Raw genomic sequence first — 26,448 nt, forward strand, 5'->3', positions numbered from 1 at the left:
CCATGATCATCCGCCGGCGACCGTCTGCCCTGATGCTGCGCTGGCCGGCACTCGGGGCCGCCGCGGGTGCCGCGCTCACGATGGCGCTCGAAACCCTCGGCGTGCCCGGGCCGTGGCAGGCGATCGCGCTGGTGCTCGCGCTGCTGGCCGTGCTGGCATCGGTCGGGGTGAGCGTGCGGCTGCACCAGGGCGTGCGCGAACTCGAGGCCGCCGACGAGCGGCTGCGCCAGGACGAACTCGCGCTGGGCGAACTGCAGCGCGAACTCGAGGAACGCACCAAGCTCGAACAGGAACTGCGCCAGGCCAAGAACGCCGCCGAATCGGCGGTGATGGCCAAGGGTGAATTCCTGGCGACGATGAGCCACGAGATCCGCACGCCGCTCAACGGCATCACGCCGATGCTCGACCTGCTGATGCACGCGCCGCTGGCGCCGGACCACGCCGAACTCGTGCGCACCGCGTTTCTGTCCTCGCAGCAGATGCAGCGCATCGTCGACGACATCCTCGATTACTCGAAGCTCGAATCCGACAAGCTGGAACTTGAGACCACCGCCTTCCACCTGCGCGAGCTGCTCGACGGCGTGACCCAGCTGATGGAGCGCCCGGCGCAGAGCAAGGGCCTGCGCATCGGCCTGCAGGTGGATCCGTCGGTGCGTCTGCCGGTGCGCGGCGATCCGGTGCGCCTGCGCCAGGTGCTGGGCAACCTGATCAGCAACGCGGTGAAGTTCACCGACCGCGGCAGCATCACCATTACCGTGCGCCGCCTCGGCGAGAGCGCCGGTCAGCACCAGCTCCGGTTCGAGGTCCGCGACACCGGCATCGGCATCGCCCCGTCGGCGCAGGCGCGGCTGTTCCAGGCCTTCAGCCAGGCCGATGCCTCGACCACGCGCCTCTACGGCGGCACCGGGCTCGGGCTGGCGATCTCGCGCCGCATCGTCGAACTGATGGGCGGACGCATCGGCGTGGAATCCGAGCCGGGCGCCGGCGCCACGTTCTGGTTCGAGATTCCGCTGCTCAAGGCCCAGGGCGACATGCCGGTCGACGACGCGGCGCCACGCGACGGCCGCGCGCTGCTGCTGAGCGCCGATCCGCGCCTGCGCCTGCGCCTGTCGATGCTGCTGCCCAACTGGGGCCTGCGCGTGAGCGCGGTCGAGACCACGCAGGAGGCGCTCGACCGCTTGCGGACGGCCGCCAACCAGGGCGCCCCCTGGGCGTACTCGCTGGTCGTCGCCGACCTGTCGGGCATGCGCAATACCGCGGTCGCGCTGTATCGCAACATCACCCGCCAGGCCGCCTACGGCGACCTGCGCCTGGTCTGCCTGTACGGCGACGAGCCCGTCGCCGAGGAACTGCGCCAGGGCGCGACGCTGCTGAGCCGACAGGCGCCCGACGCCGACCTGCGCGAAGCGGTGCTCGACCTGCCACCGGCCACCGCGGCGAGCGCCGTCGCCACCGCGGCCGAGCCGATTCCCGCCCCGGCTGCGCCGCGGATCGCGCCGCTGGTCTCCACTGCCGCGGAGATCGCCGAGATCGCCACCGATCACCAGCGCACGGCCGCACCGCGCAAGCCGCGCGTCCTGCTGGTCGAAGACAACCCGGTCAACCTGATGGTGGGCCAGCGCCTGCTCTCGGTGCTCGGCATCAGTTGCGACACCGCCAGCAACGGCGAGGCGGCCCTGATCAAGATCGCCGACGCCCGCTTCGACATCGTGCTGATGGATTGCCAGATGCCGGTGATGGACGGCTACACCGCGACGCGGCGCTGGCGCGAGCACGAGGCGGCCAGCGACACCGGACGCCGTCTGCCGATCATCGCCATGACCGCGAACGCGATGGCCGGCGACCGGCAGAAATGCCTCGATGCGGGCATGGACGACTATCTCGCCAAGCCGGTGACGCGCAGCGAACTCGAGCGCTGCCTGCATCGCTGGTGGGATCCCCAGGCGCTGCCCGCATCCGCACCGGATGACGACGCCGACACGCCCGCGGATGAGCATGCGCACCCGGCATGGACCGTTGCCCCGGTGATCCCGGCCGTCGAAGAAAGCGTCGTCGCACCGCCGCCGCCGGCGATCGTGGAATCAACGCATGGGTCTGGACCGGCCATCGAGGACACGCGACCGGCTGCGCCCACCCCGGCACTGGTGGCGCTGGCCCGCGTCGAGCCCATCGCGCCCGCGCCGGTGGCACTCGCCATGCCCGAAGCTGTCCATGCACACCCCGCGCCGACGCCTGCGGCATTCGTCGCGCCCGAGGCAGTGCGTCCATCTCCAAGTCTTTCGCCGCCGCCGGCACCGGTCGTGCCCGAGGCCGTGGCTCCGCGGCCGGCGCCGCCTGCGCCCATTGCTGCGCCGATGGCCTCCGTCGTTGCGCCGGCGGCGCCCCGCCCCGCTGCGGCATCGCCATCGAGCGCGCCGACCCCCGCTCCCGCGACCGGTGAAGCCGCGACACCCGCGCGTCCGCCCGAGGCCCTGCCGCCGGTCATCGATCCCGATGTGCTCGACGATCTGCGCGCGTTGCTCGGGGACGAGGTCGATCGCCTGATCGACGTGTTCCTGGAAGACACGCCGCGCCTGCTGGCGACGCTCGAGAATGCCGTCGACGGGCCGGACTACTCGGCCTTGCGCGAGGCGGCGCATTCGCTCAAGTCATCCAGCGCGAACCTCGGCGCGATGTCGCTCTCGGCCGCTGCGCGGCGGATCGAGGCAGGCGCACGCGAACGGGAGCTTCCGCGGCCGGCCGTGGCGGTCGCCCTGGTCACCAACGAATTCGCGCGCGTGCGACGCGCGCTGCGTGAGAACCGGCAGCCGTCCCCCGCGCCCTGAGGCGCGGGTCAGGCCCGTGCGGACGTGGCGGAGCGCCCGCGGACGACTCAGTCGTCGTCCATCTGGCTCTGCAGGTAGTTCTCTTCGCCGATCCGGGCGATCAGGTCGAGCTGCGTCTCCAGCCAGTCGACGTGCTCCTCCTCGCTGGCGAGGATGTCGGCGAGCAGCTTGCGGCTGACGAAGTCACCGACCTGTTCGCAATGCGCGATGCCCTCGCGCAGCACCGGCAGGCCCTCGAGTTCGAGCGCCAGATCGCATTCCAGCAGTTCGCGCGGTGTCTCGCCGATACGCAGCTTGCCGAGCGCCTGGAAATTCGGAAGCCCCTCGAGGAACAGGATGCGTTCCGACAGGACGTCGGCGTGCTTCATCTCCTCGATCGACTCCTTGTACTCGTGCTTGCCGAGCACGTTGAGCCCCCAGTTCTTCAGCATCTTGGCGTGCAGGAAGTACTGGTTGATCGCCGTGAGTTCGTTGTACAGCGCCTGGTTGAGAAAGCGGATGACCTGCGCGTCGCCTTTCATCGGCGGACTCCTGAAACGTCGGATCGCGCCACTCTAGCGGCTCGCGGTCCGCGATGACGGAACGCGAATCGTGCGCATTGTTTCAGTCGTGAACTGCGTCCGGAGCACGCTCCAGCGCGCCGCGTCAGGCGGCAGAGGCGATCAACGGCAGATCGATCGTGGGCGTCGCCGCGCGCGCGTGATAGGCGTCGAGCAGGCCCGCTGCCATATCCATGCAGCTGCCGCAGGTCGCGCCACAGCCGGTGCGCATCGTCAGTTCGGACACTTCGCGGCAGCCGTTGGCGGCCGCCTGGCGGATCTGGGAATCGGTGACGCCGTTGCAGATGCAGACGAACAAGGCGAAGTCCTGACGGTCGGGCTGGACGCCATTTCGCCAGAAACGAGAATCACTGTCAAATGAGAGTGGTTCAGCTTGCGCCGTCGGAATCGCGCGTCCGGCCCTGCACGCCCACCCGCTGCCGGCGCTGCGGCCGACGCGCCCGCGGCCGTGCATCGACCAGCGGCGCTGGAATGGCCTGCATGCCCGCGACCTGGCGCGCCAGCGGCGCCAGATGCCGCAGGGCACTCGAGTAGACCCCGCGCTTGAACACCACCACGTGCTCCAGCGGATACCAGAAATCCACCCAGCGCCAGTGATCGAATTCCGGCTTCTCGGTCAGGTCGAGACGCAGATGGTCGTCGTCACCGACGAACTGCAGCAGGAACCAGACCTGCTTCTGGCCCACACAGACGATGCGGTCGTTGCGACGGATCGCGCGCTGCGGCAGGCGGTAGCGCAGCCATCCCGGCGTCGCGCCGAGAACGGCGACGTGTTCTGGCAGCAGTCCGGTCTCCTCGCGCAGCTCGCGATACATCGCCTCGAGCGGCGTCTCGTCGGTGTTCATCCCGCCCTGCGGGAACTGCCAACCGTCGCGGCGGACACGCCGCGCCCAGAACACCCGGCCATCCGGGCGCATCAGCACGATACCGACGTTGGGCCTGAACCCGTCCGGATCGATCACGATGCGGACTCCTAAATGCGATTGACTTGCGTCACTGGCTTCGACTCTGCCACGCCGTGCGCAAGGGGACAAGTTCGAGCTGAACCGCCCTGTCGTTTCCACGAAAAAGCCCGCTGCGGCGCGGGCTTTTCGGAAACATCACAGTGGTGGCTATGGGTGGACTCGAACCACCGACCCCAGCATTATGAGTGCTGTGCTCTAACCGGCTGAGCTACATAGCCATCGGGCCGCGCGGACATCGCCGCGACGAGCCGCGCATTCTGCTACTCCGCGCCGCTCGCGTCAATCCATGACGGGGCGCCGCAGCGACGCCCCACCTCCCTAGCGAATCTCAGCGCGCGGCCGGCGCGGCGTCGAGCCCCAGCTGCTCGAGCATGAACGCGTACATCTCCGCCGACTCGCGGTAGCGGCGGAAACGACCCGACTTGCCGCCGTGGCCCGCTTCCATGTTGGTCCGGAACACCACCGGGAACGCACCGGTGTTGAGGTCGCGCAGCCTGGCCACGTACTTCGCCGGCTCCCAGTACTGGACCTGCGAGTCCCACAGACCGGTGCCGACGAACATCGCCGGATAGGCCTTGGCTTCGAGGTTGTCATAGGGCGAATACGTGAGCATGTAGTCGTAATAGCGCTTCTGCTCGGGGTTGCCCCACTCGTCGTATTCGTTGGTGGTCAGCGGGATGCTCGGGTCGAGCATCGTCGTGACCACGTCGACGAACGGCACCTGCGACAGGATCGCGCGGTACTTGTCCGGCGCCATGTTCGAGATCGCCCCCATCAGCAGGCCGCCGGCGCTGCCGCCGTAGGCCGCGACGCGATCGGGTGCAGCAAAGCCCTGCTTCACCAGATCGTCGGTGACGTCGATGAAGTCGGTGAAGGTGTTGATCTTGTTGAGCAGCTTGCCGTCGTCGTACCAGGCGCGGCCCATCTCCTCGCCGCCGCGGATGTGCGCGATCGCGTAAACCATGCCCCGGTCGAGCAGGCTGACGTTAGTGACCGAGAAACCCGGATCCATCGACGCGCCGTAGCTGCCGTAGCCGTACTGCAGCAGCGCCGCGGTGCCGTTCTTCTCGAAGCCCTTGCGGTAGACCAGCGACACCGGAATGCGCTTGCCGTCGCGCGCCGTCGTCCACACGCGCTCGGTGACGTAGTTCGACGGCTCGTAACCGATCACCGCCTGCTGCTTGAGCTGGCGACGCTCGCCGGTCTGCGTGTTGACCTCGAAGGTCGTCGCCGGCGTGGTCAGCGAGGTGTAGCCGTAGCGCAGCCAGGCGGTGTCGGGCTCGGAGTTGACCGCCAGACCCATCGCGTACGCCGGTTCGTCGGCCTGCACGAATTCATCGCTGCCGTCGGTCTTGAGCACGCGCACACGGGTCAGCGCCTCGGCACGTTCCTCGATCGCGGTGAAGCCGTCGAACAGTTCGTAACCCTCGATGTAGACATCGTCGCGATGGGGCACGAAGTCGGTCCACTGCCGGCGCGAGGTCGCATCGCTGGGCGCGGTAACGAGCTTGAAGTTCGTCGCCTTGTCGGCATTGGTGCGGATCACCCAGCGGCCGCCGTAATGGTCGGCGTCGTATTCGACATCGCGCGCGCGCGGCGCGAGCACGGTGAAGGTCTCGGGATTGTCGGCCGGCGCGTAGCGCGTCTCGCTCGACACGGTGCTGCCGACGCCGATGACGATGTACCTGTCGTCGCGCGTGCGGTCGATGCCCATGTAGAAGCTGTCGTCCTTCTCCTCGTACACCAGCACGTCATCAGTGACCGGCGTGCCGAGCACGTGCTTCTTCACGCGCACGGTCAGCAGCGTTTCGGGATCGTTCTCGACGTAGAACAGGGTCTTGTTGTCGTCGGCCCAGACCAGGTTCGCGGACACGCCAGTGATGACGTCCGGATAGACCTCACCCGTTTCGAGATTCTTGAAGCGCACCGTGTACTGGCGACGGCCGTTGGTGTCGTCGGCGTAGGCGAGGATGCGGTTGTCGCGGGTCACGTCCCAGTCGCCAACCGCGTAGTAGTCCTTGCCATCGGCGAGCTGGTTGACGTCGAGCATGACCTGCTCGCCGCTGAAATCGCCACGCGCGTTCGCGGCCTGGATCGACAGCGCATCGATGCCGGCGCCATCGGCGCGGCGCGCGTGCACCGGATAGTCCTTGCCGGTTTCAAAGCGCGAGTAATACCAGAAGCCGCGGTCGCGATACGGCACCGAGCTGTCGTCCTGCTGGATGCGGCCGACGATCTCGTCGTAGAGGGTGTCCTCGACCGGCTTCAGCGACGCGAGCATCGCGTCGGCGTAGGCGTTCTCGGCATTGAGATAGGCGAGCATCGCCGGGTCTTCGCGCTTATCGTCGCGCAGCCAGTAGTAGACGTCCTCGCGCGTCGCGCCGTGGGGCGCCGTGACAGTGTGCGGGCGCTGCTCGGCATCGGGCGGGACCGGCGCGGCGGCGTGTGTAGCGGGAGAAACACTCATCAGGCTCAGGCTCGTCAGGATCGGCGCGGCCAGAATGAAGGCGGCGCGGGGAAAAGGTGTCTTCATCGTTGGGTCCATTCGTCGCGATTGCAACGCCAGATAAGGCACCGGCCGCGAATGCGGCCGGTGCAGGTTCGAATCACTTGCCCAGTTGCTGCCACAGGAACGTCAGGTAGAGCGCATCCATGTGCGCCTGCTGCCGGTTGTTCGCAGCGCCGCCGTGGCCGCCCTCGATGTTCTCGTAATAGCGCACGTCCTTGCCCGCTTCGGACATCAGCGCGTGCATCTTGCGGGCGTGACCGGGGTGGACGCGGTCGTCGCGCGTGGAGGTCAGGATCAGCGTCGGCGGATAGTCCTTCGCCGGATCGAACAGGTGGTAGGGCGAGAAGGTGCGGATGAATTCCCACTCTTCCGGCTTGTCGGGGTTGCCGTACTCGGCCATCCACGACGCACCTGCCAGCAGCGTGTGATAACGCTGCATGTCGAGCAGCGGCACCTGGATCACGACCGCGCCGAACAGCTCCGGGTACTGCGTGAGCATGTTGCCGGTCAGCAGACCGCCGTTGCTGCCGCCGCGAATGCCCAGATGCGCCGGGGAGGTGATCTTGCGGTCGATCATGTCCTGCGCGACCGCGGCGAAGTCCTCGTAGGCCTTGTGGCGGTTCTGCTTGAGCGCCGCCTGGTGCCAGCGCGGACCGTACTCGCCACCGCCGCGGATGTTGGCGACCGCATACACGCCGCCCTTCTCCAGCCAGCCCTTGCCGACGCCGCCCGAGTAGCCGGGTGTCAGCGAGATCTCGAAGCCGCCGTAGCCGTAAAGCAGAGTCGGATTGCTGCCGTCGAGCACCATGTCCTTCGGACGCACGAGGAAGTACGGCACGCGCGTACCGTCCTTGGACGTGGCGAAATGCTGCTCGACTTCATGTGTGCTGGCGTCGAAGAACGCCGGCATCGTTTTGAGCGTTTCCGGCGCGGCGTTGCCGCCCACCTCGGCCAGCATCAGCGTACTCGGCGTCAGGTAGTCGGTGACCGTCATCCACACCGCGTCGGACTCGTCGCTGTCGACGGCGCTGACCGCGACGGTGCCGAGTTCCGGCACGCCGGTCAGGGCGCTGCGCGCCCAGCCGTTGGCGCCCGGCGTCAGCACGGTGAGCTTGTTCTTGACGTCCTCGAGCACGTTGATGACGAGGTGATTCTTGGTCCACGTCGCACCGGCCAGCGAGGTGGTCTCGCTCGGCTCGAACAGCACGTCGAACTCACGCTTGCCGCCCATGAAGGCGTCGAAGTTGGCCGCGAGCAGCGAGCCCGCCGGATATGTGCGGCCGCCCACGTCCCAGGCTTCGCGCAGTTCCAGCATCAGCCAGTCGTGATGGACGGACTTGTTGGCCGAGTTCGGCGCGTCGATCTTGGTCAGCTGGCCATCGGCGCCGCGCAGGTAGAGCTCGTCGTTGTAGAAGGCCAGCGTGCGGCTGACGAAATCACGCTCGAAGCCCGGCGTGTCGTCGTGCATCGCGGCGATGTACATGTCGTCCGGCTGGCCTTCGTAGACCAGCGTCGCCTGGTCCATCGACTGGCCGCGCGCGAGCTGCTTGACGATGCGCGGGTAGCCCGACGAGGTCAGCGAACCGTCGCCGAAATCGGTGTAGACGTAGACGCTGTCCTGGTCGATCCAGCCCAGCGCGCCCTTGGCTTCTTCGCGGAAGAAACCGCCGTCGACCCAGGACTTGGATGCCACGTCGAACTCGCGGGTCACGTCGGCATCGGCGCCGCCGCGCGACAGCGCGATCAGGCAGCGCGTGTACGCCGGACGCAGGCAATTCGCGCCATGCCACACCCAGTTTTCGCCTTCGGCTTTGTTGAGTGCGTCGAGGTCGAGCACGGTCTCCCACTGCGGCTGCGGCTTGCGGTATTCCTCGAGCGTGGTGCGGCGCCAGATGCCGCGCTCGTGGTTCCGGTCGCGCCAGAAGTTGTAGTACCACTCGCCTTGCTTGTAGACGGCGGGAATCTTGTCGTCGGAGTCGTAGATGCCCAGCAGGTCGGATTCGAGCTGCTTGAATTCGGGCGTCGCGGCCAGTTCGGCTTCCGACTGGGCGTTCTGCGCGCGGACCCAGTCCAGCGCCTTCTCGTCGGTGACGGCTTCGAGCCACTGGTGGGGATCGGACACGGCGGCCTCCTGGGCAGATGCGGCGCCCATCGACAGGCCGGCGGCGACGGCCGCGGCGAGGCAGAGCTTGGACAGTTGGGACATGGCGACTCCGAAGGGCGCATGGCGGATAACCGGCAACGCTAGCACGCGCCTCCCGCCCTGCCCCCATGACCAACGTCACTGGCGCAGCGCCCCGATCCGCCCCGATCCGCCCCGAACCGGCCCGCGACTCAACGCAGGCCGTGCAGCAGGCCGGCCGCCGCCATCGCGGCACGTGCCGCCAGTCCGGCGCGACGCGGCCTTGCCGGACGCCGCCTCGCCTGGACCGAAACGCCTGGCCCACGCCGCCGCGGCATCGCTGACGAGGCCCGGCCGCGGCGGCGTGGCAGGCGAAGCAGTTGAAGGGTGACCCACACGACGGCCGGCAGGCCGAGCAGCCACATCGGCGGCCAGCCGACCGCGCTGGTGCCGGTGCGCAGACCGGGGAACGAGAGCAGCGCGATGGCGCCCAGGAACAAGGCACCGATCGGCAGCGCGCGCAGCACGGCATCGGCAGGGAGTTCGGCATCAGGCGAGGCATTGGCGATACGGGACATCTGCGCAGCTCCTGTGGACGCGGTGATCGGTGGCCCGGCTGGGCATGGCCGCAGTCTGTTCGGCGTGCATCTCATGGGCTGCGACCCTGCCTCGACTTCGGGTTTTCTTTGCCTCCGATTGGCGCTGATCCGGCTTTGGCTTTGGCTTTGACTTTGGCTCGACTTCGGCTCGGCGTCGGCTTCGGCTTCGGCTTCGGCTTCGGCTTTCAGCCTTTGACGTATCGAGCCGTAAAGCGAGCCGAGCATCGCAGGGCGGCGGGGCCGGAGAGCAGCCCATGTCTGAGCGCAGCGAGTTTGGGCTGCGTGCCCCGTCGCCCGAGAAGCACAGGGGCCCGCCGCGGCTTCATGCGGCGGATCGCGTCCGGCGAAGGGACTTTTTGGTTCCTTTTTGGTCCTTCAAAAAGGGACTCGCACGCGCAAGCGGGCGAAAGCCGTGCACTTGCGTTGTTTCGCTTCGTTCACCGCTGGTGCTTGATTCCAATGATCCGCGAAGAACAGAGCTTCCGCGCTGTTGCGCGGCTTACTTTTGTCTTGTCAAAAGTAAGCAAAACCGCCATCGCCGGACACTCGCCGATGCGATGAAGCCGCATCGGTCCCCTGCGCGCCTCGCCTGACGCGGCACGCAGCCCAAACTCGCTTCGCTCAGACATGGGCTGCTCTCCGGCCGCGTCAGGCTCCGGTGCTCGGCTCGCTTTACGGCTCGATACGTCAAACGCTCAAAGCCAAAGCCAAGGCCGAAGCCGACATCAGAACGGCAGATCATCGTGAAGCGCTGTCGAAAAGCGCTTGCGCAGGAACAACGGATCGACGAATGAAAATCGAAGGGGCGCGCACTGCGCCACGCGCACAAAGAACCAGACCTTCAAGACTCGGGCAAGCACCGCGGTTGCCACGCAACGCCCCAACCAATGCGCTACCCCGTCAACGCATCAGACGCCGCAGCCGCAACAGGCAGACCCACTCGACCGAAACGCTCAGCCTTCGTACTTCTGCAGCGCCATCATCAGCAGCGACCGCGCCTGCTCGCGCAGCGCGACCGGCTCGATCACCTCGGCATCGGCGCCGTAATGCAGTACGTCCATCAACAGTTCGCGTGCGCCGCTGTAGGGCACCTTCAGTTCGAAACGCCCGTCGGGCAGAAACCGCCCCTGCTGTTGCGAATGCCAGTGTTCGTCGGCGACCCAGCGCGCGGCCTTGGCGCTGAAGAGGATCGTCGCGATGCCCTTCGGCGGTCCGGAGAAGATGCCGTAGCTGCCGGCCAGATGGGTGTCGAGTTCGGCGTCGTCGATGTCGCGCGCATCGGCGGTGAGCACACGGGCATTGGTGATCCGGTCGACCGAAAAGCTGCGCAGTGCGTCGCGGTCCTGGTCCCAGGCGTCGAGGTACCAGTTGTCTCGGTAATGGGTGATGCGCTGCGGCGAGACCGTGCGCCTGGTGCGCTCGTCGGTCGAGCGCGCGCGGTATTCGAACGACAACTGCTTGCGCTGCAGCACGGCCGAACAGACGTTGCGGAACGCGTGCTCGTCCATTCGCCGGCCGCGGTGCGGAATCACCCGCACGCGCTGCACCGGCCATTGCTTGCCGGCCGAGTGTTCGTCGAGCAGCTTCTCGATGCGCGATTGCAACGGCGCCAGTGCGCTCGAGAGCACGCCGCCGCTGCTGCGCGACATCAGCTGTTGCGCCGCGAGCAGCGCATGCAGTTCCTCGGAGCTGAGCCACAGGCCGGGCAATTCGAACCGGCCGCCCTCGTCGCTGTCGTAGCGGAAGCCGGCATCGCCGTCGCCGACGATCGGCGCCATCAGCGCATCGCGCAGGAAGGCCAGATCGCGATAGACCGTCGCGCGCGAGCATTCCAGCTCGTCCTGCAACTTGGCCACCGTGACCGGATAGCGCGAGGTCGTGAGGATGCGGTGCAGCGAGAGGATGCGTTCGTATCGGTCCATGCACCGGATTATGGCCCGAGCGCCGCGTCCGCGGCGTGGCGACCGCGTGCATAACCGGTGATTAACGCGGCCGGTCTACAGTCGCGTCGGCCGACAGGGCCCGGGGCGGGGATGGATGTGTCGCAAGGACGTGGACGCACGCGCACGATCGCGCTGGGTGGAACGCTGCTGGTGCATGTCGTGCTGGGCGTCTGGCTGTCGCGGCTGACGGCCGACGATGCGCCTGCGACGCGGGCGGATCCGGCGCTGCAGGTGGTCTGGGTCGATGCACCGATCCCACCGTCTTCTGACGCGCCCGCAGCGCCGCTCTCGCCGCCGAGGGCACCGACGGTGCCAGGCGTGGCGCCACGTCCGCCGCCGCGCCGCGCGCCTGCGCTGCAGGCGGTCGACGTGGCCCCGCCCGTCGTGGCGGACGTGCCGCCCACCCGGCCTTCGCTGCAGGACCAGGCCCGGGCACTGGCGCGCAGCGCGGCACCTGTGGGCGGCTTCGACCCCGATCCGCTGCGCCATCGTCCGCCGCCACGGGCCGACGGCCGGTTCGCGATGCGCGATCCGCTGTCGGCGCAGGACGTGGTCAACGGCATCGGCGCGCTGTTCGGCGGCGGACCGAGCGATCCCTGCCCGCGTATCCGCCAGCACCTGGCCAACGCCGACATGGGCGCCGGCCGGGCGCTGGCCGCCGAGGAGCTCGAACGGCTGCGACGCCACTGCCTGTAGACGCGCTCAGCGCGAGGCGTCGACTCCGGCCAGTGCAGCCTCGGCCAGGCGCGCCGCCTGGCCGCGCAGCTCCGGCATCGCCACGCTCTCCCACAGGGTGCCGGTGCGCAGCGCGCCGAGCGTCCACAGCCCCGCCACCGGCTGGCCGTCGGCATCGAGGACCTGGCCCGCCGGGCTGCTGTCGATGCCGATCCCGTGCGGGCCCGGACGGACCAGCCCGCGTGCCAGCAGGGCCGGCAGCAGCGGCCCGCGGGCGCGGTCGACGCGCTTCTCGGTGCCGGTCGCATTGACGATACGGTCGACGACCGCATGCGCGTCGGTGTTGCCCCGGCGTGGGCGCCAGTCCATGCGCAGCCGCCCGTCCGGCGTCGAGGTGATGGCCTCGAGCCGTCCCGCATGCAGCCGGAACCGGCCATCGGCCTGCATGGCGGCGATGGTGGCGCCGACCTCGGGCGCGATGCGATGGCGATGGATGTCCCACAGCCGCACCGCATGCCGCAGGAACCGCCGCTGCTCGTGCGCCGGCCAAGTCTGCCAGAGCGCCTGGACCTGCGGACGCAGCCGCTCCAGCGCGTCCTGCCAGCGCCCGCCCTGTGCCTGCGCCTCGGCCGCCCATTGCCGTAACAGGTGCATGCGCGCGCGGACGCCGAGCGGCAGCAGCGCCTCCACGCCGCCGGTCTGCGGCTGCGTGCCGGGCGCGTGCGACAGCGGCATCAGGCCGTGGCGCGACAGCGCGACGATCCGGCCGCGATGCCCGTTGGCCTGCAGCGTGAGCAGGGTGTCGACCATGCTCAGCCCCGCGCCGACGATGGCGACATCGTGGGCCGGGTCGATCGCGGCGACGGCGTCGTAATCCCAGGCGTCGACGGCCGCCTCCGGACCGGGACCGCGCACCGGCGTCGGCAGCGCGGCCGGCAGGTTGCCCAGCGCGAGCACGACGGCCGTCGCCGCGAGCGTGCGGCCGTCGGCGAGGCGGATCGAATATCCCGGACCGTCGGCCTGCACGTCGACCGCGGCCGTCGCGCGTAGATCGAGCCCGGCCTGCCCGGCGACGGCGGCGAGCCGGTCCTCGAGGTAGCGGCCGTAGTCGCGCCGCGGGGCGAAGACACCGGTCAGCTCCGCCGGAGCGACGCCGCGCAGCGCGGCCAGAAAGTCGACGAAATCGTCCGGACGGTCATCGAACGCGCTCATCCGCGCGGCATTGACGTTGAGCAGATGCTCCGGCCGGGCGGTCGAATAGGCCGCCCCCAGGCCGGCGACGCCGCGCGGTTCGACCACGGCCACGCGGACCTCGCGCCGTGCGAGCAGATGCCGCGCGACCAGGGCGCCGGCGGCGCCGCCGCCGAGGATCGCGATGTCGACGGCGTCGGCTGTGGGTTCGGTCATCGTGTTCGTGTGCGGCGGAAGGTCGCCCAGTATCCCATCCGCACGTCGGCCCACCGGGGGGCTTCGTCGGTCCGGACCGGCCGCGCGGTATTGCGGGCGCCATCCGGGTGGCACCCTGTGCGGCGGGGACCAGGACGGGGTGCGTATGCGATCGACGGGGATGGCGCTGGGCGGCGCGGTGGCGGCCGCCGGATTCGGACTGCTGATGTGGTGCGGCATCACGACCGCCTTGCTGCAATTGCGCCCGGGCGGCGCCAGCGCGCTGTCCCTCGTCCAGGGCCCGGGCCTGGTGCTCGGCCTTCTGCTGGCGGCAGGCGGACGCCTGGCCGCGCAGCGGACACGCGCCTGGCACGGGCGCAGTGGCCTGCTGGCCGCCGGCGCGGCCCTCGCTGCCTGCGTGCTGGCATGGGCGCTGCAGTTCGGCGTCGCCCTGCGCGATCCAAACACGGTCGGCGTGCTCGGTGTGCTGCTGGTGCTGCTGGCGTTCGGCGCCATCGCGGCGGACTCCGCGACATCCGGTGACGGGGATGCGCGCGCACGGCCGCTGCAGGTGCCGATCCAGCTGCTGTTCGCGATGGCCACCGGACTGGGGCTGCTGTATCTGCTGATGGAACAGCGCCTCGGCGCCGCAGGCGATGGCCGGCTGATGCTGGCGACGCTGCTGGGGCTGGGCAGCGTGCTCGCGCTGTGCCACGTCGTCGATGGCCAGACGGAGATCGCCCGACAGCGTCCCGCACCGTCACTGCGCCAGCGCGCGCGCGTGCCGGGTCTGCTGGTCGCCGGCCCGGCGCTGGCCTTGGTGCTGGCATTGAGCGGCTGGCTGCCCGCGATGCTGACGCTGGCCACGGCGACGCTCGCATTGCTGGCCGCCTCGCTGCTCGACCGGGGCGCGAGCCGTCGCCGAGCGATGCCGTGATCGGCACGACGTCCACTCCGCCCGACCGGGCACCGGATCACGGATTCTGAATCGCCCCAGTGCCGGCGCTTGGAAGCGTCATGCGGCGTCGGCATAATCGAATGGAATCGATTACATGAATGGCTGACATGATTGCCGGCTGGTGGTTGGCCATTGCGGGCCTGCCGATCCACACGTCTCCGCTTCCGGCAGCGCCGGAACAACCCGCCGTCGTCGCGATCGCCGCGCGGCAGGTCCCGCTGCGCCTGCCCTGCTACCGCCTGGCGTGTTCGGATGCCGAGTGGACCCCGGTTGCCTCGTATCAGCGCATCTGGTCGCCGCGGGCACCCGGCGTGCGGGCCCGGACCGTCGCGCCGGCCGTGGTCAAACTGCCCAACCGCCGCCTCGCCCCGCTGAATTCGCCGTACGCGCCCCGCGACCGCATCCGCTCCGGCGGCAATCACGTGAAGTGGGACACCACCTACGGCCTCGAGGCGATCCGCAGTCCGGACACGCTGCTGCAGGTCGAGTTCGGCACCGGCCTCCGCATCGAGCCCTACACCGACTACGGCACCGCCCTGCCCGGCCCGGTCGCACGCGGCCGTCTGCTGCTGTCGCAAGAACTGGGGCGCCATGCCTCGTTCACCCAGCAGGTGCAGGTGGAAGCCGGGCGCGAGAACACCTTCCTGCGCCAGACGCTGGCCTTCGATTACGAGATGTTCCCGCAGTGGACGCTGCGCTCGGATTTCGAGCTGCGCCACGACACGCTCGGCAACGGCGGCCGTGGGCGCACCGATACCGAAAGTTCGGTCAAGGTCCGCTACACCTTCTGAGGAACCGGCTCAGCCGGGCAGGAACGCGCCGGCGCCGAGTTCCAGCAGCCGCGCGGCCACGGTGCTGCCCAGTGCTTCGCGTTCGGCGGGCGCGCCTTCGCCGCTCGCGCGCACCGTGCGGCCGTCGGCGGCCGAGCCCACCAGCCCGTCGAGCAGCAGCCGGTCGCCTTCGAGCCGCGCGTACGCGGCGACGGGCACGTGGCAGCTGCCGTGCAGCGCCCGGTTCATCGCGCGCTCGGCCTCGACGCAGCGCCGCGTCGGTGCGTCGTCGAGCGCGGCGAGGAGCGTGTGGATCATCGGCGCGTCGTCGCGGCATTCCACTGCGATCGCGCCTTGCGCCGGGGCCGGCAGCCAGTCCGGTGCGTCGAGCCGTGCGCGGATCCGTGAGGCGAGCCCCAGACGCAACAGACCGGCGCAGGCGAGCACGATCGCGTCGTAGTCACCCGCATCGAGCTTGGCCAGCCGCGTGTTGACGTTGCCGCGCAGGTCGCGGATGTCGAGGTCAGGCCGGCGCGCGCGCAACTGCGCCTGGCGGCGCAGCGACGACGTGCCCACGCGCGCGCCCTGCGGCAATGCGTCGATCGACGCCGCGCTGTCGCTGACGAAGGCATCGGCGTGGTCCGAACGCAACAGGATCGCCGGCATCGCGAAGCCGGGCTCCAGCGTCATCGGCACGTCCTTGAGCGAGTGCACGGCGCAGTCCGCATCGCCGGCCTGCATCGCGATCTCCAGTTCCTTGAGGAACAGCCCCTTGCCGCCGATCGCGGCGAGCGAGCGGTCGAGGATCTCGTCGCCACGCGTGCTCAGCGGCACCAGTTCGACGTGCAGGCCCGGATGCCGGGCGCGCAGCGCGTCGGCGACGTGTTCGCTCTGCCACAGCGCGAGCGGGCTCTTGCGGGTGGCGATACGCAGGCGTTCCATGCCGGCATTATCGGCGATCCGTCGCGGCCACGGGGCGCACGGGCCCCGGACGTCCGGTCAGAGCTGCCGGATCGTGTCGCGCAGCTGGGTCACGCAGCGGCGGCTGACCTCCAGCGGGCGGTCGCCGTGACGCAGCACCGCGTGCACGTGGCCGTCGAGGTCGCGGCGCAGTTCCACCAATTCGTGCCGTGCGACCAGGCAGTTGCGGTGGATGCGCACGAAGCGGTCGCCGAACTCGTCTTCGAGTGATTTCAGCGATTCCTCGACCAGATCCTCGCCGCGCGCATGGTGCACGACGACGTACTTTTCCTCGGCCTGCAGGTAGCGGATCTCCTCGATCGGGATCAACCGCAGGCTGCCACGCAGCCGCGCACACAGATGGCTGCGGCGCTTGTCGCCGTGTCCCTCGCCGTCGGCAGCCAACTCGCGCCCGGCGGTGAACGTGCGCGCGCGTTCGACCGCCGCCTGCAGGCGCTCCGGGCGGACCGGCTTGACCAGATAGTCGACCGCCGCGGCTTCGAAGGCCTTCAGCGCGTGCGCGTCGTAGGCGGTGCAGAACACCACGGCGGGCCGCGGCTCGAAGGCACTGAGATGACGCGCGACTTCCAGGCCGTCGATGCCGGGCATCGCGATGTCCAGCAGCACCAGGGCCGGGTCGTGTGCGGCGCACGCTTCCAGCGCGCTGCGGCCGTCGCCGACCTCGGCCACGATGTCGATGCCGCCGAGCTGCGTGAGCAGCAGGCGCAGCCGCTCCCGTGCGAGCGGCTCGTCGTCCGCGATCACCACCTTCATGGTCGTCCGCTCCCCGTGTGCGCCGGCGCGAAATCGGCCACCGGCACCCGGATGGTGCACGCATAGCGGCCCGCGTTCCAGCCGTAGCGCATCGAGGCCCGCGGCCCGAACGCGTAGCCCAACCGATGCGCGATGCTCGCCTGGGCATGGCCGGCACCCTGCGCGGGCGCATCGGACGGCGGCAGCGACGGGTTGGAGACGGCGATCTCGAGCACGCCGTCGCGTGCGGCGAGCACCACGTCGATCGTGCCGCCTTCGGGCAGCCGCGAGATGCCGTGCAGCACCGCGTTCTCCAGCAGCGGCTGCAACACCAGCCGCGGCATCGGCATCGACCACGGCAGGTCGTCGCCCTTGTCCCAGTGCAGCTGCAGGCGGTCACCGAGTCGCAGCTGCTCGATCGACAGGTACTGCTCGGCCAGCGAGACCTCGTCGGCCAGCGTCGACGTGCCGCCGCCGGCGCCGAGCGCGGCGCGGAACAGGTCCGACAGGTCCAGCACCGCGCGTTCGGCGACCTCCGGGTCGCGCCGCAACAGGGTCGCGATCATGTTCATGCTGTTGAACAGGAAATGCGGCCGGATGCGCGCCTGCAGGGCGTCGGCCTCGGCGCGGGCATGGGCGCCGACCTGGGCCTGCCAACGGTCGATGACGTAGAAATAGCGCAGCGCGATCGCCGTCAGCAGTGCGACGGCCGCGGCGCTGCCGCCGACGAACCGGCCGAACCCCGGCAGCGCCGGATCGGCCGCGATGCTCGCGAACAGGCCATGGACCACGGCCGACGCGATGACCGCAACGCCCAGCGCAAGCCCGAGCGCCGCCGCGGCGCCGAGGCGCATCGGCAGCCGCGAGAGTCGCTTGCGCCCCGCGCACAGCAGCACCGAGACCGACAGCGCGAGCCACAGCGCGTAACCGCTGGCCGATACGAACTGTGCGCCGTCCCACGGCGGTGTGGCGATCGGGACCAGCATGACCAGCACGACGGTCAGCTGGGCCAGGCCCAGCATCGTCAACAGGCGTGGCAGCCGGCACAGGTCCGGCAACCAGATCCCGTCGGGCACGGGCGCGGCCACGGATCAGCCGGCCGCGAACCGGGTATCGAACCAGTCACCCAGCGCGATCACCTCCTCGGCGCAGACCGAGTGCGGCATCGGGTAGGCGGTCCACTGCACATCGAAGCCGAACTGGCGCAGCAGCGCGGCGCTCTGCTGGCCGGCGAACGACGGCACCACCGGGTCCTGCGTGCCGTGGGCCATGAACACCGGCTGCCGGTTGGCACCGTCGACCAGCGCGGCTTCGGCGCCGTGGGCGGCCGGCAGGTAGGTCGACAGGCCGACCAGGCCCGCGAGCGGTTCACGGCGGCGCAGGCCGGCGGCCAGCGTGACCGCGCCGCCCTGCGAGAAGCCGGCGAGAATCACCCGCGATGCGGGAATGCCCCGGGCGCCCTCGCGCGCGATCAGCGCGTCGACCTGGGCAACCGATTCGAGCACACCGGTTTCATCGGCACGATTGGCGAGATCGAAATCGACGATGTCGTACCAGGCGCGCATGCGCGTGCCATTGTTGATCGTGACCGCGCGCACCGGCGCATGCGGGAACAGGAACCGGATCGCCGGCCAGCCCGGACGCACGAGCTCAGGCACCAGCGGTACGAAATCGTGCCCGTCCGCGCCGAGGCCGTGCAGCCAGATCACCGCCCACGCGGGCGTGGGGCCGGTCTCGCGTTCGATGCAGTCGAGCAATGCGGCGGTGTCGTTCATGCAGATCCCGTTCGATTCATCCGCCCGCCAGTGTAAGCGCTCGGCGCGACCGTCCCGGATCGTTCAATCGGGGGACGCGATCGCGACCGCGGCCACGGCCGGCAACGCGCCCGCATCGGCGTGCGAGCGCAGTTCGCTGGCCCGGGCCAGTACGCGCGGCGGCGCCTGCTCCTCGGGCGTGGCGAACAGGCCATGCCTGCGCATCGCCAGGCCTGCGCGGCGCGAGGATGTCAGCATGACGATCGGGATCGATCCGGCCAGTCCGATGATCATCGGCGACATCCACAGCGCCAGTCCCGGCGACATCAGCCACGCGGCGATGCCCATCAGCACGCCGAGCAACGTCGTGCCGCGGTAGTTGCGCCACAGGTCGCCGAGGGTCTGGCGTCCGTCATCGCGTCGCTGCGCATCCCAGCCCGAATCGCGGCCGGCCAGCACCTCGGCCACGCCGCGGGACTGCACGTACATCGTCACCGGCGCCATCAATGCCGCGAGCACGTTCTCGATCAGCAGGCTCACCAGGCCACGCGCCGCGCCGCCACAGCCGCGGCGCAGCTGCGGGTCGCTGACGGTGGCGATGTAGCCGAGGATCTTGGGCGCGAACAGCATCGTCATGGTCAGGATGAACACACCGAGGAAGCGGCCGTCGTCGATCGCCATCCAGTAGCGGGCCACCGAGAAGCCGTCATCGCCCGGCATCCCGTGCTGCAGCGGCACCGCCAGGCCGACCAGCACCAGCATCGCCCACAGCGGCGCGGTGAGGTAATGGCCGATGCCGATCAGCAGATGCCAGCGGCTCACCCAGTGCAGGCCGCGCGCGGGCAGTACGCCGCCGTGCTGCAGGTTGCCCTGGCACCAGCGCCGATCGCGCACCAGCATGTCGGTCAGTGTCGGCGGACCTTCCTCGTAGCTGCCACCGAGCGTGGGGATCATGTGCAGCGCCCAGCCGCCCCGGCGCAGCAGCGCCGCTTCGACGAAATCGTGGCTGAGCACGGTGCCGCGGAACGGCGTGGTGCCCTGCAGCGCCGGCAGCCCGCCGTGCGCAGCGAACGCCGACGTGCGGATCATCGCGTTGTGGCCCCAGTAATTGCTCTCCGCGCCGTGCCACCAGGCCACGCCGTGGGCGATCACCGGCCCGTACATGCGACCCGAGAACTGCTGCATCCGCGCGAACACCGTGGCGCCGTTTACGATGACCGGCAGGGTCTGGATCAGCGCGACGTCGTCGTGACCTTCCATCGCGGCCGACAGGCGCACGAGGGTGTCGCCGGTCATCAGGCTGTCGGCATCGAGGATCAGGAACTGCGGATACGCGCCGCCCCAGCGGCGCACCCAGTCGGCGATGTTGCCGGCCTTGCGCTCGCTGTTGTCGTCGCGTCGCCGGTAGTACAGGCGGAGATCGGGGCACTGCGTGCGCAACTGCGCGAATGCCTGCTGCTCGCGGGCGTGGATCTCGGCGTCGCGGGTGTCGCTGAGTACGAAGACGTCGAACGCATCTGCCTGGCCGGTTTCGACCAGCGATTCGCAGATCGCCTGCAGGCCTGCGAACAGGCGGCCGGGATGTTCGTTGTAGGTCGGCATCAACAGGGCCGTGCGTCGCTGCAGCACGGGCAGCGGCGCGTCGGGATCGATACCCAGCCGCGCAGGCCGTCGCCGCATCACCAGGAAGAAGCCTGCGAGCGAACTGACGAACGACTGCACGATCCATGCGAACAACGGCACGAACACCAGCAACAGCAGCCCCTCGAGCAGATCGATGCCACCGATGCGCAGCAGCCACCAGATCTGGTAGGTGGCGAACAGCGTCAGCACCGCCGAGGTCACCAGGATCGCCGCGCGCCGCCAGGCCATGCCGCGCGGCGAGGTGGGCAGGTGGCCGTCCGCCAGTCGCCCCTCGCGCAGGCTCTGTACCGGCATCGACAGCGCCGACTCCGGCGGCATCATCGCGGCTTCGGTCGACGTCGCGAGATGGCCGCTCACGCCTGCCACCGGTACAACCAGGTTTCCGACACCGCACGCCCCTGCTGCAAGACCCGCATTCCCAGTTCCGCGACGGTCTGCCCGTCCGGCTCGTATTCGAATCCGACACGCCACCCGCCGCCGGGCCGCGCATGGACCACCGCATTCCGGACGGTGCCCACCGAGGCACGGACTTCGACCTCGAGCGCCGACACCGTCTGCTCGGGACCGCCATCGAGGTCGATCACGATCAGCCGCGCACCGCGGGTGGTCTTCGGCACCGCCCCGATGCGCGTGGCCACCACATGGGCCAACGCCGGCTTCCAGAGATGCGTGGCCGTCCAGTGCAGCCGGTAACGCCACCGGCTTTCCCGGCCGGCCGGCAACGGCACGGCCGGGCGCCAGAACGCCACGATGTTGTCGTGATACTCGTCCGCGGTGGGAATCTCGACCAGGTGGACCTCGCCCTCGCCCCAGTCGCCCAGCGGCTCGATCCATGCCGACGGCCGCCGCTCGTAATGGGCTTCGGCATCCTCGAAATCGGCGAAGTCGCGCTTGCGCTGCATCAACCCGAACCCGCCGGGCGCACGGCCCTGGAATCCGCTGTGCTGGATCGAACGTGGATTGTGCAGGGGGCGCCAGACCTGTTCGCCGGCATGGGTGGATACGGCGAGCCCGTCGGAATCGTGCACTGCGGGCCGGTAGTCGTCCACGCCATCGCGTCCCGATGCATCGAAGTGGAACATGCTGGTGAGCGGCGCGATCCCGGCTTTCTCCAGCGTGACGCGCGGGAACAGGCGGGCATCGACGTCGAACACGGTGTCGTCGCCCGGCGTGATCACGAAGCGGAACGCACCGGCCACGCTGGGGCTGTCGAGCAGCGCGTCGATCGTGACCGACTCCGCGCCCGCGTCGGGACGATGCAGCCAGAATGCGCGGAACAAAGGGAACTCCTCTGCCGCCGGCTCGCCACTGCCCAGCGCCAGACCGCGCGCAGAGAGCCCGTAGCCGAGCCCACGTCCGACGGCCCGGAAATAGCTGGCGCCGAGAAAGGTGCACAGTTCGTCGAAGTAATCCGCACGGTTGAGCGGCGCGTGCAGCCGGAACCCGGCGAACCCGATGTCGTCGAGCGCGGGCGCCGGGTTGGGCGCGTAATCGAACAGGTCGGTCGAAAACGGCAACGCCTTCGCCTGCCCGTCTTCGACGGCGTGCAGATCGATCTTCGGCCGGAACAGGAATCCGCGGTGGAAGAACTGGGCCTGGAAGCGCGCATCCCGCTGACCTCGCCACAGCGCACGGTCAGCCCGATAGCGGAAATCGCGATAGGCATCGTAGGTCGCGTCTTCCAGCGCCTTGGGCAGCGCGACCTCCGGAGCGACATAGTCACGTGCCGCCAGCGCCCTCGCCAGGCCTGCGACCGTTTCCGCATCGAACGGCGACGCACTGCCGGACGCCTCGAGAGCGAACGCCGGCCACCAGTTGCCGAGCAACGGCGCACTGAGTGCCGCTGCCAGTAATTCGCGTCGTCGCACAGCAACCCCGGGTCGTATTCAGGTTCGGGCACTCTAACGGCCCGCATGTAAGGTTCACGCGAAGCCGACGCGTGGTGGGCCCACCAGGACTCGAACCTGGAACCAAAGGATTATGAGTCCTCTGCTCTAACCATTGAGCTATAGGCCCGCGGGCTGGCAATCCTAGCAAGTCGTCCGCGGTCGCTGTAAGACGCGTCGCGGATTCTGCGCGTCTCCCGACCCGACCTGGTCGCCGGCCTGTCGATGGACCACGTAATGCGACCGCGCGTCTGTCGCTGGCGCGATTTAGCCGCCCCTTGCAGGAGGTGCGGGAGCCCCAAAACATGCGGCCAACCCGCTTGGTAGGAATGTGGTGACGGCGTTATCGTCAGAGCGAGGTACGGAAAGCCGTGTCACTCGCTGATAAGTGAGTCGATCGCCGCGCCTGCCGCCTTCGAGACGGTTCCCGGCCTAGCCGCCGTCCTTTCCATCGGGCGTCCAAGCCCACCATCCTGAGAATCTCGCTTCCCTTCGATCAAGCGGGGCATCGATGTCCGTGCGCCCCCCATATTCGAAGTAGACCTCGGCAACATTTCAGTCTTTCAAGCCACGTTTCGAAGGCATAACCCGTGCACATCGCGTTGCCTCCGGCTTTCTGGATGTCCACGCAGTAAACCTCAGGCCCCTCGATCACCGCACGCCATCGAACGTCAACGTCTCGGGATTAACTCCCGCAGCGATCGATGGAATGTCGTCACCCAGCTGCCGGTTGCGAGCGGGCATTTCCTGGCGCCCCGTTGCGGCCGATCTGCAAGAATCCCGGACAAAAAGAAACCCCCGCCTTGTGGGCGGGGGTTTCGGGGTAAAAACCCTGGCGATGACCTACTCTCGCATGCTAGATGCACACTACCATCGGCGCATGTACGTTTCACTTCCGAGTTCGGAATGGGATCGGGTGGTTCCATACAGCTATAGTCACCAGGGAGAGGGTGGAGGGTCGCCGATCGGTCCGGTTATCGACGCAGGTATGCGATCGAAAGTGGGACTGACAGCGCTCACGCTCTCAGAGGTTGGGAAGTAGCGAACATTTTAGACGACTCATTCGTGTCGTTGGCCAAGGATGCTTCGGTTAGAAGCAACTTGAGGTTATATGGTCAAGCCGCACGGATCATTAGTACTGGTTAGCTCAATACATTGCTGTACTTACACACCCAGCCTATCAACCACCTGGTCTTGATGGTTCCTTCAGGGGAGTCAAGCTCCCGGGAGATCTCATCTTGAGGCGCGCTTCCCGCTTAGATGCTTTCAGCGGTTATCGCTTCCGAACATAGCTACCCGGCAGTGCCACTGGCGTGACAACCGGAACACCAGAGGTTCGTCCACTCCGGTCCTCTCGTACTAGGAGCAGCCCCTCTCAAATCTCCAACGCCCATGGCAGATAGGGACCGAACTGTCTCACGACGTTCTGAACCCAGCTCGCGTACCACTTTAAATGGCGAACAGCCATACCCTTGGGACCGACTACAGCCCCAGGATGTGATGAGCCGACATCGAGGTGCCAAACACCGCCGTCGATATGAACTCTTGGGCGGTATCAGCCTGTTATCCCCGGAGTACCTTTTATCCGTTGAGCGATGGCCCTTCCATACAGAACCACCGGATCACTAAGTCCTAGTTTCCTACCTGCTTGATCCGTCGATCTCGCAGTCAAGCACGCTTATGCCTTTGCACACAGTGCGCGATGTCCGACCGCGCTGAGCGTACCTTCGAGCTCCTCCGTTACTCTTTGGGAGGAGACCGCCCCAGTCAAACTACCCACCATACATGGTCCCCGATCCGGATAACGGACCTAGGTTAGAACGTCAAGCACGACAGGGTGGTATTTCAAGGTTGGCTCCACCCCAGCTAGCGCCAGGGTTTCATAGCCTCCCACCTATCCTACACAGACGAACTCAACGTTCAATGTAAAGCTATAGTAAAGGTTCACGGGGTCTTTCCGTCTTGCCACGGGAACGCTGCATCTTCACAGCGATTTCAATTTCACTGAGTCTCGGGTGGAGACAGCGCCGCCATCGTTACGCCATTCGTGCAGGTCGGAACTTACCCGACAAGGAATTTCGCTACCTTAGGACCGTTATAGTTACGGCCGCCGTTTACCGGGGCTTCGATCAAGAGCTTCGCCTTGCGGCTGACCCCATCAATTAACCTTCCGGCACCGGGCAGGCGTCAGACCCTATACGTCCACTTTCGTGTTTGCAGAGTCCTGTGTTTTTGATAAACAGTCGCAGCGGCCTGGTCACTGCGGCCCCCGATCGCTGTAGCCCGCATGGGCCACGATCAAGGGCGCACCTTCTCCCGAAGTTACGGTGCTATGTTGCCTAGTTCCTTCACCCGAGTTCTCTCAAGCGCCTTAGAATTCTCTTCCTACCCACCTGTGTCGGTTTACGGTACGGTCTGCATAAGCTGAAGCTTAGGGGCTTTTCCTGGAAGCGTGGTATCAGTCACTTCGCTCTAATGAGCTCGTCTCGGTGCTCGGAGTTAAAGGGTCCCGGATTTGCCTAAGACCCACTCCTACCGCCTTTCCCCAGGACAACCAACGCCTGGTAGACCTAACCTTCTCCGTCCCCCCATCGCACTTATGCGAGGTGCTGGAATATTAACCAGCTTCCCATCGACTACGCATTTCTGCCTCGCCTTAGGGGCCGACTCACCCTGCGTCGATTAACGTTGCGCAAGGAAACCTTGGGCTTTCGGCGTGGAGGCTTTTCACCCCCATTATCGTTACTCATGTCAGCATTCGCACTTCCGATACCTCCAGCAGACTTCTCAATCTGCCTTCGACGGCTTACGGAACGCTCCTCTACCGCGCACATATAAATATGTGCACCCCAAGCTTCGGTTTATCACTTAGCCCCGTTAAATCTTCCGCGCAGACCGACTCGACCAGTGAGCTATTACGCTTTCTTTAAAGGGTGGCTGCTTCTAAGCCAACCTCCTGGCTGTCTGTGCCTTTCCACATCGTTTCCCACTTAGTGATAATTTGGGACCTTAGCTGTGGGTCTGGGTTGTTTCCCTTTTCACGACGGACGTTAGCACCCGCCGTGTGTCTCCCATGCAGTCTGTCTTGGTATTCGGAGTTTGCAATGGTTTGGTAAGTCGCAATGACCCCCTAGCCATAACAGTGCTCTACCCCCAAGAAGATTCACATGAGGCGCTACCTAAATAGCTTTCGAGGAGAACCAGCTATCTCCGGGTTCGATTAGCTTTTCACTCCTAATCACACCTCATCCCCTACCTTTGCAACGGGAGTGGGTTCGGGCCTCCAGTTGATGTTACTCAACCTTCACCCTGGGCATGACTAGATCACCCGGTTTCGGGTCTATTGCCCGCGACTATGCGCCCTTATCAGACTCGGTTTCCCTTCGCCTCCCCTATACGGTTAAGCTTGCCACGAACAATAAGTCGCTGACCCATTATACAAAAGGTACGCAGTCACCCCTTGCGAGGCTCCTACTGCTTGTACGCACACGGTTTCAGGGTCTATTTCACTCCCCTCTCCGGGGTTCTTTTCGCCTTTCCCTCACGGTACTGGTTCACTATCGGTCGGTCAGGAGTATTTAGCCTTGGAGGATGGTCCCCCCATATTCAGACAGGGTTTCTCGTGCCCCGCCCTACTCATTTTTCATCGATATGGCCCTTTCGCATACAGGGCTATCACCTTCTATGGCCGGTCTTTCCAGGACCGTTTTGCTAGAACCATATCGACTTTTGGGCTGTTCCCCGTTCGCTCGTCACTACTCAGGGAATCTCGGTTGATTTCTTTTCCTACGGTTACTTAGATATTTCAGTTCACCGCGTTCGCCTCGTACAGCTATGTATTCACTGCACGATACCTCCTAAGAGGTGGGTTTCCCCATTCGGACATTACCGGATCAAAGCTTGTTGCCAGCTCCCCGATACTTTTCGCAGGCTACCACGTCCTTCATCGCCTCTGACCGCCAAGGCATCCACCGTGTGCGCTTATTCGCTTGACCATATAACCCCAAGTTGCCTCGGAGCCATACTTCTGTCGATGGGTACAAAGCATCGACGCAAATATAACGACTCAATTTACTAGGGACTCGAGGTCCCCGCCTTAGCCACACGACACGTATGAGTTCTTGTCTCAGACGCTCGCT

At 67.3% G+C, this 26,448-nt stretch carries 18 protein-coding genes, 2 tRNA genes and 2 rRNA genes; 4 read left to right on the forward strand and 18 right to left on the reverse strand.

All coding sequences use genetic code 11. The features are described from left to right. The first annotated feature begins 2 nt into the window (after nucleotides 1-2). Nucleotides 3-2,825 carry an ATP-binding protein gene (locus ACF3M1_RS14515; protein WP_394001820.1) on the forward strand — a complete coding sequence of 941 codons (2,823 nt, stop codon included), beginning with the start codon at nucleotides 3-5 and terminating at the stop codon, nucleotides 2,823-2,825. 47 nt (nucleotides 2,826-2,872) lie between these two features. Here ACF3M1_RS14515 and bfr read toward each other — a convergent pair whose 3' ends face one another. The 8 genes from bfr to ACF3M1_RS14555 form a co-directional block, all read right to left on the reverse strand. After that, nucleotides 2,873-3,346: a bacterioferritin gene (gene bfr, locus ACF3M1_RS14520; protein ID WP_394001822.1), complete on the reverse strand. Its 474-nt coding sequence runs from the start codon at nucleotides 3,344-3,346 to the stop codon at nucleotides 2,873-2,875. Between the two features lie 124 nt (nucleotides 3,347-3,470). Further along, complete coding sequence (locus tag ACF3M1_RS14525; RefSeq protein WP_394001824.1) at nucleotides 3,471-3,683, reverse strand: (2Fe-2S)-binding protein; 213 nt, start codon at nucleotides 3,681-3,683, stop codon at nucleotides 3,471-3,473. A 70-nt stretch (nucleotides 3,684-3,753) separates the two neighbouring features. After that, on the reverse strand, nucleotides 3,754-4,347 hold the full coding sequence (locus ACF3M1_RS14530) for an RNA pyrophosphohydrolase (RefSeq protein ID WP_394001826.1): 594 nt from the start codon (nucleotides 4,345-4,347) through the stop codon (nucleotides 3,754-3,756). Between the two features lie 144 nt (nucleotides 4,348-4,491). After that, nucleotides 4,492-4,568, reverse strand: a tRNA-Met gene (locus ACF3M1_RS14535). A 110-nt stretch (nucleotides 4,569-4,678) separates the two neighbouring features. Continuing rightward, a complete protein-coding gene (locus ACF3M1_RS14540) occupies nucleotides 4,679-6,883 on the reverse strand; it encodes a S9 family peptidase (protein ID WP_394001828.1) in 2,205 nt (734 codons plus the stop codon). Between the two features lie 73 nt (nucleotides 6,884-6,956). After that, complete coding sequence (locus tag ACF3M1_RS14545) at nucleotides 6,957-9,065, reverse strand: prolyl oligopeptidase family protein (RefSeq protein ID WP_394001830.1); 2,109 nt, start codon at nucleotides 9,063-9,065, stop codon at nucleotides 6,957-6,959. 128 nt (nucleotides 9,066-9,193) lie between these two features. Further along, nucleotides 9,194-9,559 (reverse strand): hypothetical protein, encoded by a 366-nt coding sequence (locus ACF3M1_RS14550; RefSeq protein WP_394001832.1) that lies wholly within the window; start codon nucleotides 9,557-9,559, stop codon nucleotides 9,194-9,196. 974 nt (nucleotides 9,560-10,533) lie between these two features. Beyond that, nucleotides 10,534-11,502, reverse strand: coding sequence for a helix-turn-helix transcriptional regulator (locus tag ACF3M1_RS14555; RefSeq protein ID WP_394001834.1), 969 nt, complete (start codon nucleotides 11,500-11,502; stop codon nucleotides 10,534-10,536). 117 nt (nucleotides 11,503-11,619) lie between these two features. Here ACF3M1_RS14555 and ACF3M1_RS14560 point away from each other — a divergent pair, with 117 nt between their 5' ends. Then, nucleotides 11,620-12,219 (forward strand): hypothetical protein, encoded by a 600-nt coding sequence (locus ACF3M1_RS14560; RefSeq protein WP_394001836.1) that lies wholly within the window; start codon nucleotides 11,620-11,622, stop codon nucleotides 12,217-12,219. Nucleotides 12,220-12,225: 6 nt separating this feature from the next. Here the strand turns inward: ACF3M1_RS14560 and ACF3M1_RS14565 are convergent, their stop codons facing one another. Continuing rightward, complete coding sequence (locus ACF3M1_RS14565; RefSeq protein WP_394001838.1) at nucleotides 12,226-13,605, reverse strand: FAD/NAD(P)-binding protein; 1,380 nt, start codon at nucleotides 13,603-13,605, stop codon at nucleotides 12,226-12,228. A 145-nt stretch (nucleotides 13,606-13,750) separates the two neighbouring features. Here ACF3M1_RS14565 and ACF3M1_RS14570 point away from each other — a divergent pair, with 145 nt between their 5' ends. Continuing rightward, nucleotides 13,751-14,521: a hypothetical protein gene (locus ACF3M1_RS14570; protein ID WP_394001840.1), complete on the forward strand. Its 771-nt coding sequence runs from the start codon at nucleotides 13,751-13,753 to the stop codon at nucleotides 14,519-14,521. 119 nt (nucleotides 14,522-14,640) lie between these two features. Beyond that, entirely contained in the window at nucleotides 14,641-15,333 is a 693-nt protein-coding gene (locus ACF3M1_RS14575; RefSeq protein WP_394001842.1) for a DUF481 domain-containing protein, read from the forward strand. 9 nt (nucleotides 15,334-15,342) lie between these two features. On the opposite strand, the gene hemC is transcribed toward ACF3M1_RS14575, so the two are convergent. The 9 genes from hemC to ACF3M1_RS14620 form a co-directional block, all read right to left on the reverse strand. Beyond that, the gene (gene hemC, locus ACF3M1_RS14580; RefSeq protein WP_394001843.1) at nucleotides 15,343-16,254 is read right to left on the reverse strand and encodes a hydroxymethylbilane synthase; all 912 of its coding nucleotides are present in this window, start codon (nucleotides 16,252-16,254) and stop codon (nucleotides 15,343-15,345) included. 57 nt (nucleotides 16,255-16,311) lie between these two features. Continuing rightward, nucleotides 16,312-17,046: a LytR/AlgR family response regulator transcription factor gene (locus tag ACF3M1_RS14585; RefSeq protein WP_394001845.1), complete on the reverse strand. Its 735-nt coding sequence runs from the start codon at nucleotides 17,044-17,046 to the stop codon at nucleotides 16,312-16,314. Then, a complete protein-coding gene (locus ACF3M1_RS14590; protein ID WP_394001847.1) occupies nucleotides 17,043-18,113 on the reverse strand; it encodes a sensor histidine kinase in 1,071 nt (356 codons plus the stop codon). The genes ACF3M1_RS14585 and ACF3M1_RS14590 overlap by 4 nt, the downstream gene beginning before the upstream one ends. A 3-nt stretch (nucleotides 18,114-18,116) precedes the next feature. Further along, nucleotides 18,117-18,800, reverse strand: a complete 684-nt coding sequence (locus tag ACF3M1_RS14595; RefSeq protein WP_394001849.1) for an alpha/beta hydrolase — start codon at nucleotides 18,798-18,800, stop codon at nucleotides 18,117-18,119. A 63-nt stretch (nucleotides 18,801-18,863) separates the two neighbouring features. Continuing rightward, on the reverse strand, nucleotides 18,864-20,744 hold the full coding sequence (gene mdoH, locus ACF3M1_RS14600; protein WP_394005287.1) for a glucans biosynthesis glucosyltransferase MdoH: 1,881 nt from the start codon (nucleotides 20,742-20,744) through the stop codon (nucleotides 18,864-18,866). A 32-nt stretch (nucleotides 20,745-20,776) separates the two neighbouring features. Continuing rightward, the gene (locus ACF3M1_RS14605) at nucleotides 20,777-22,291 is read right to left on the reverse strand and encodes a glucan biosynthesis protein (RefSeq protein WP_394001850.1); all 1,515 of its coding nucleotides are present in this window, start codon (nucleotides 22,289-22,291) and stop codon (nucleotides 20,777-20,779) included. A gap of 72 nt (nucleotides 22,292-22,363) precedes the next feature. Then, nucleotides 22,364-22,439 (reverse strand) — tRNA-Ile (locus ACF3M1_RS14610). Nucleotides 22,440-23,139: 700 nt separating this feature from the next. Beyond that, a 5S ribosomal RNA gene (gene rrf, locus ACF3M1_RS14615) occupies nucleotides 23,140-23,253 on the reverse strand. A 167-nt stretch (nucleotides 23,254-23,420) separates the two neighbouring features. Next, nucleotides 23,421-26,304, reverse strand: a 23S ribosomal RNA gene (locus ACF3M1_RS14620). Nucleotides 26,305-26,448: the final 144 nt, after the last annotated feature.

The organism is Luteimonas sp. WGS1318 (assembly GCF_043187535.1).
Taxonomy (GTDB): Bacteria; Pseudomonadota; Gammaproteobacteria; order Xanthomonadales; family Xanthomonadaceae; genus Luteimonas.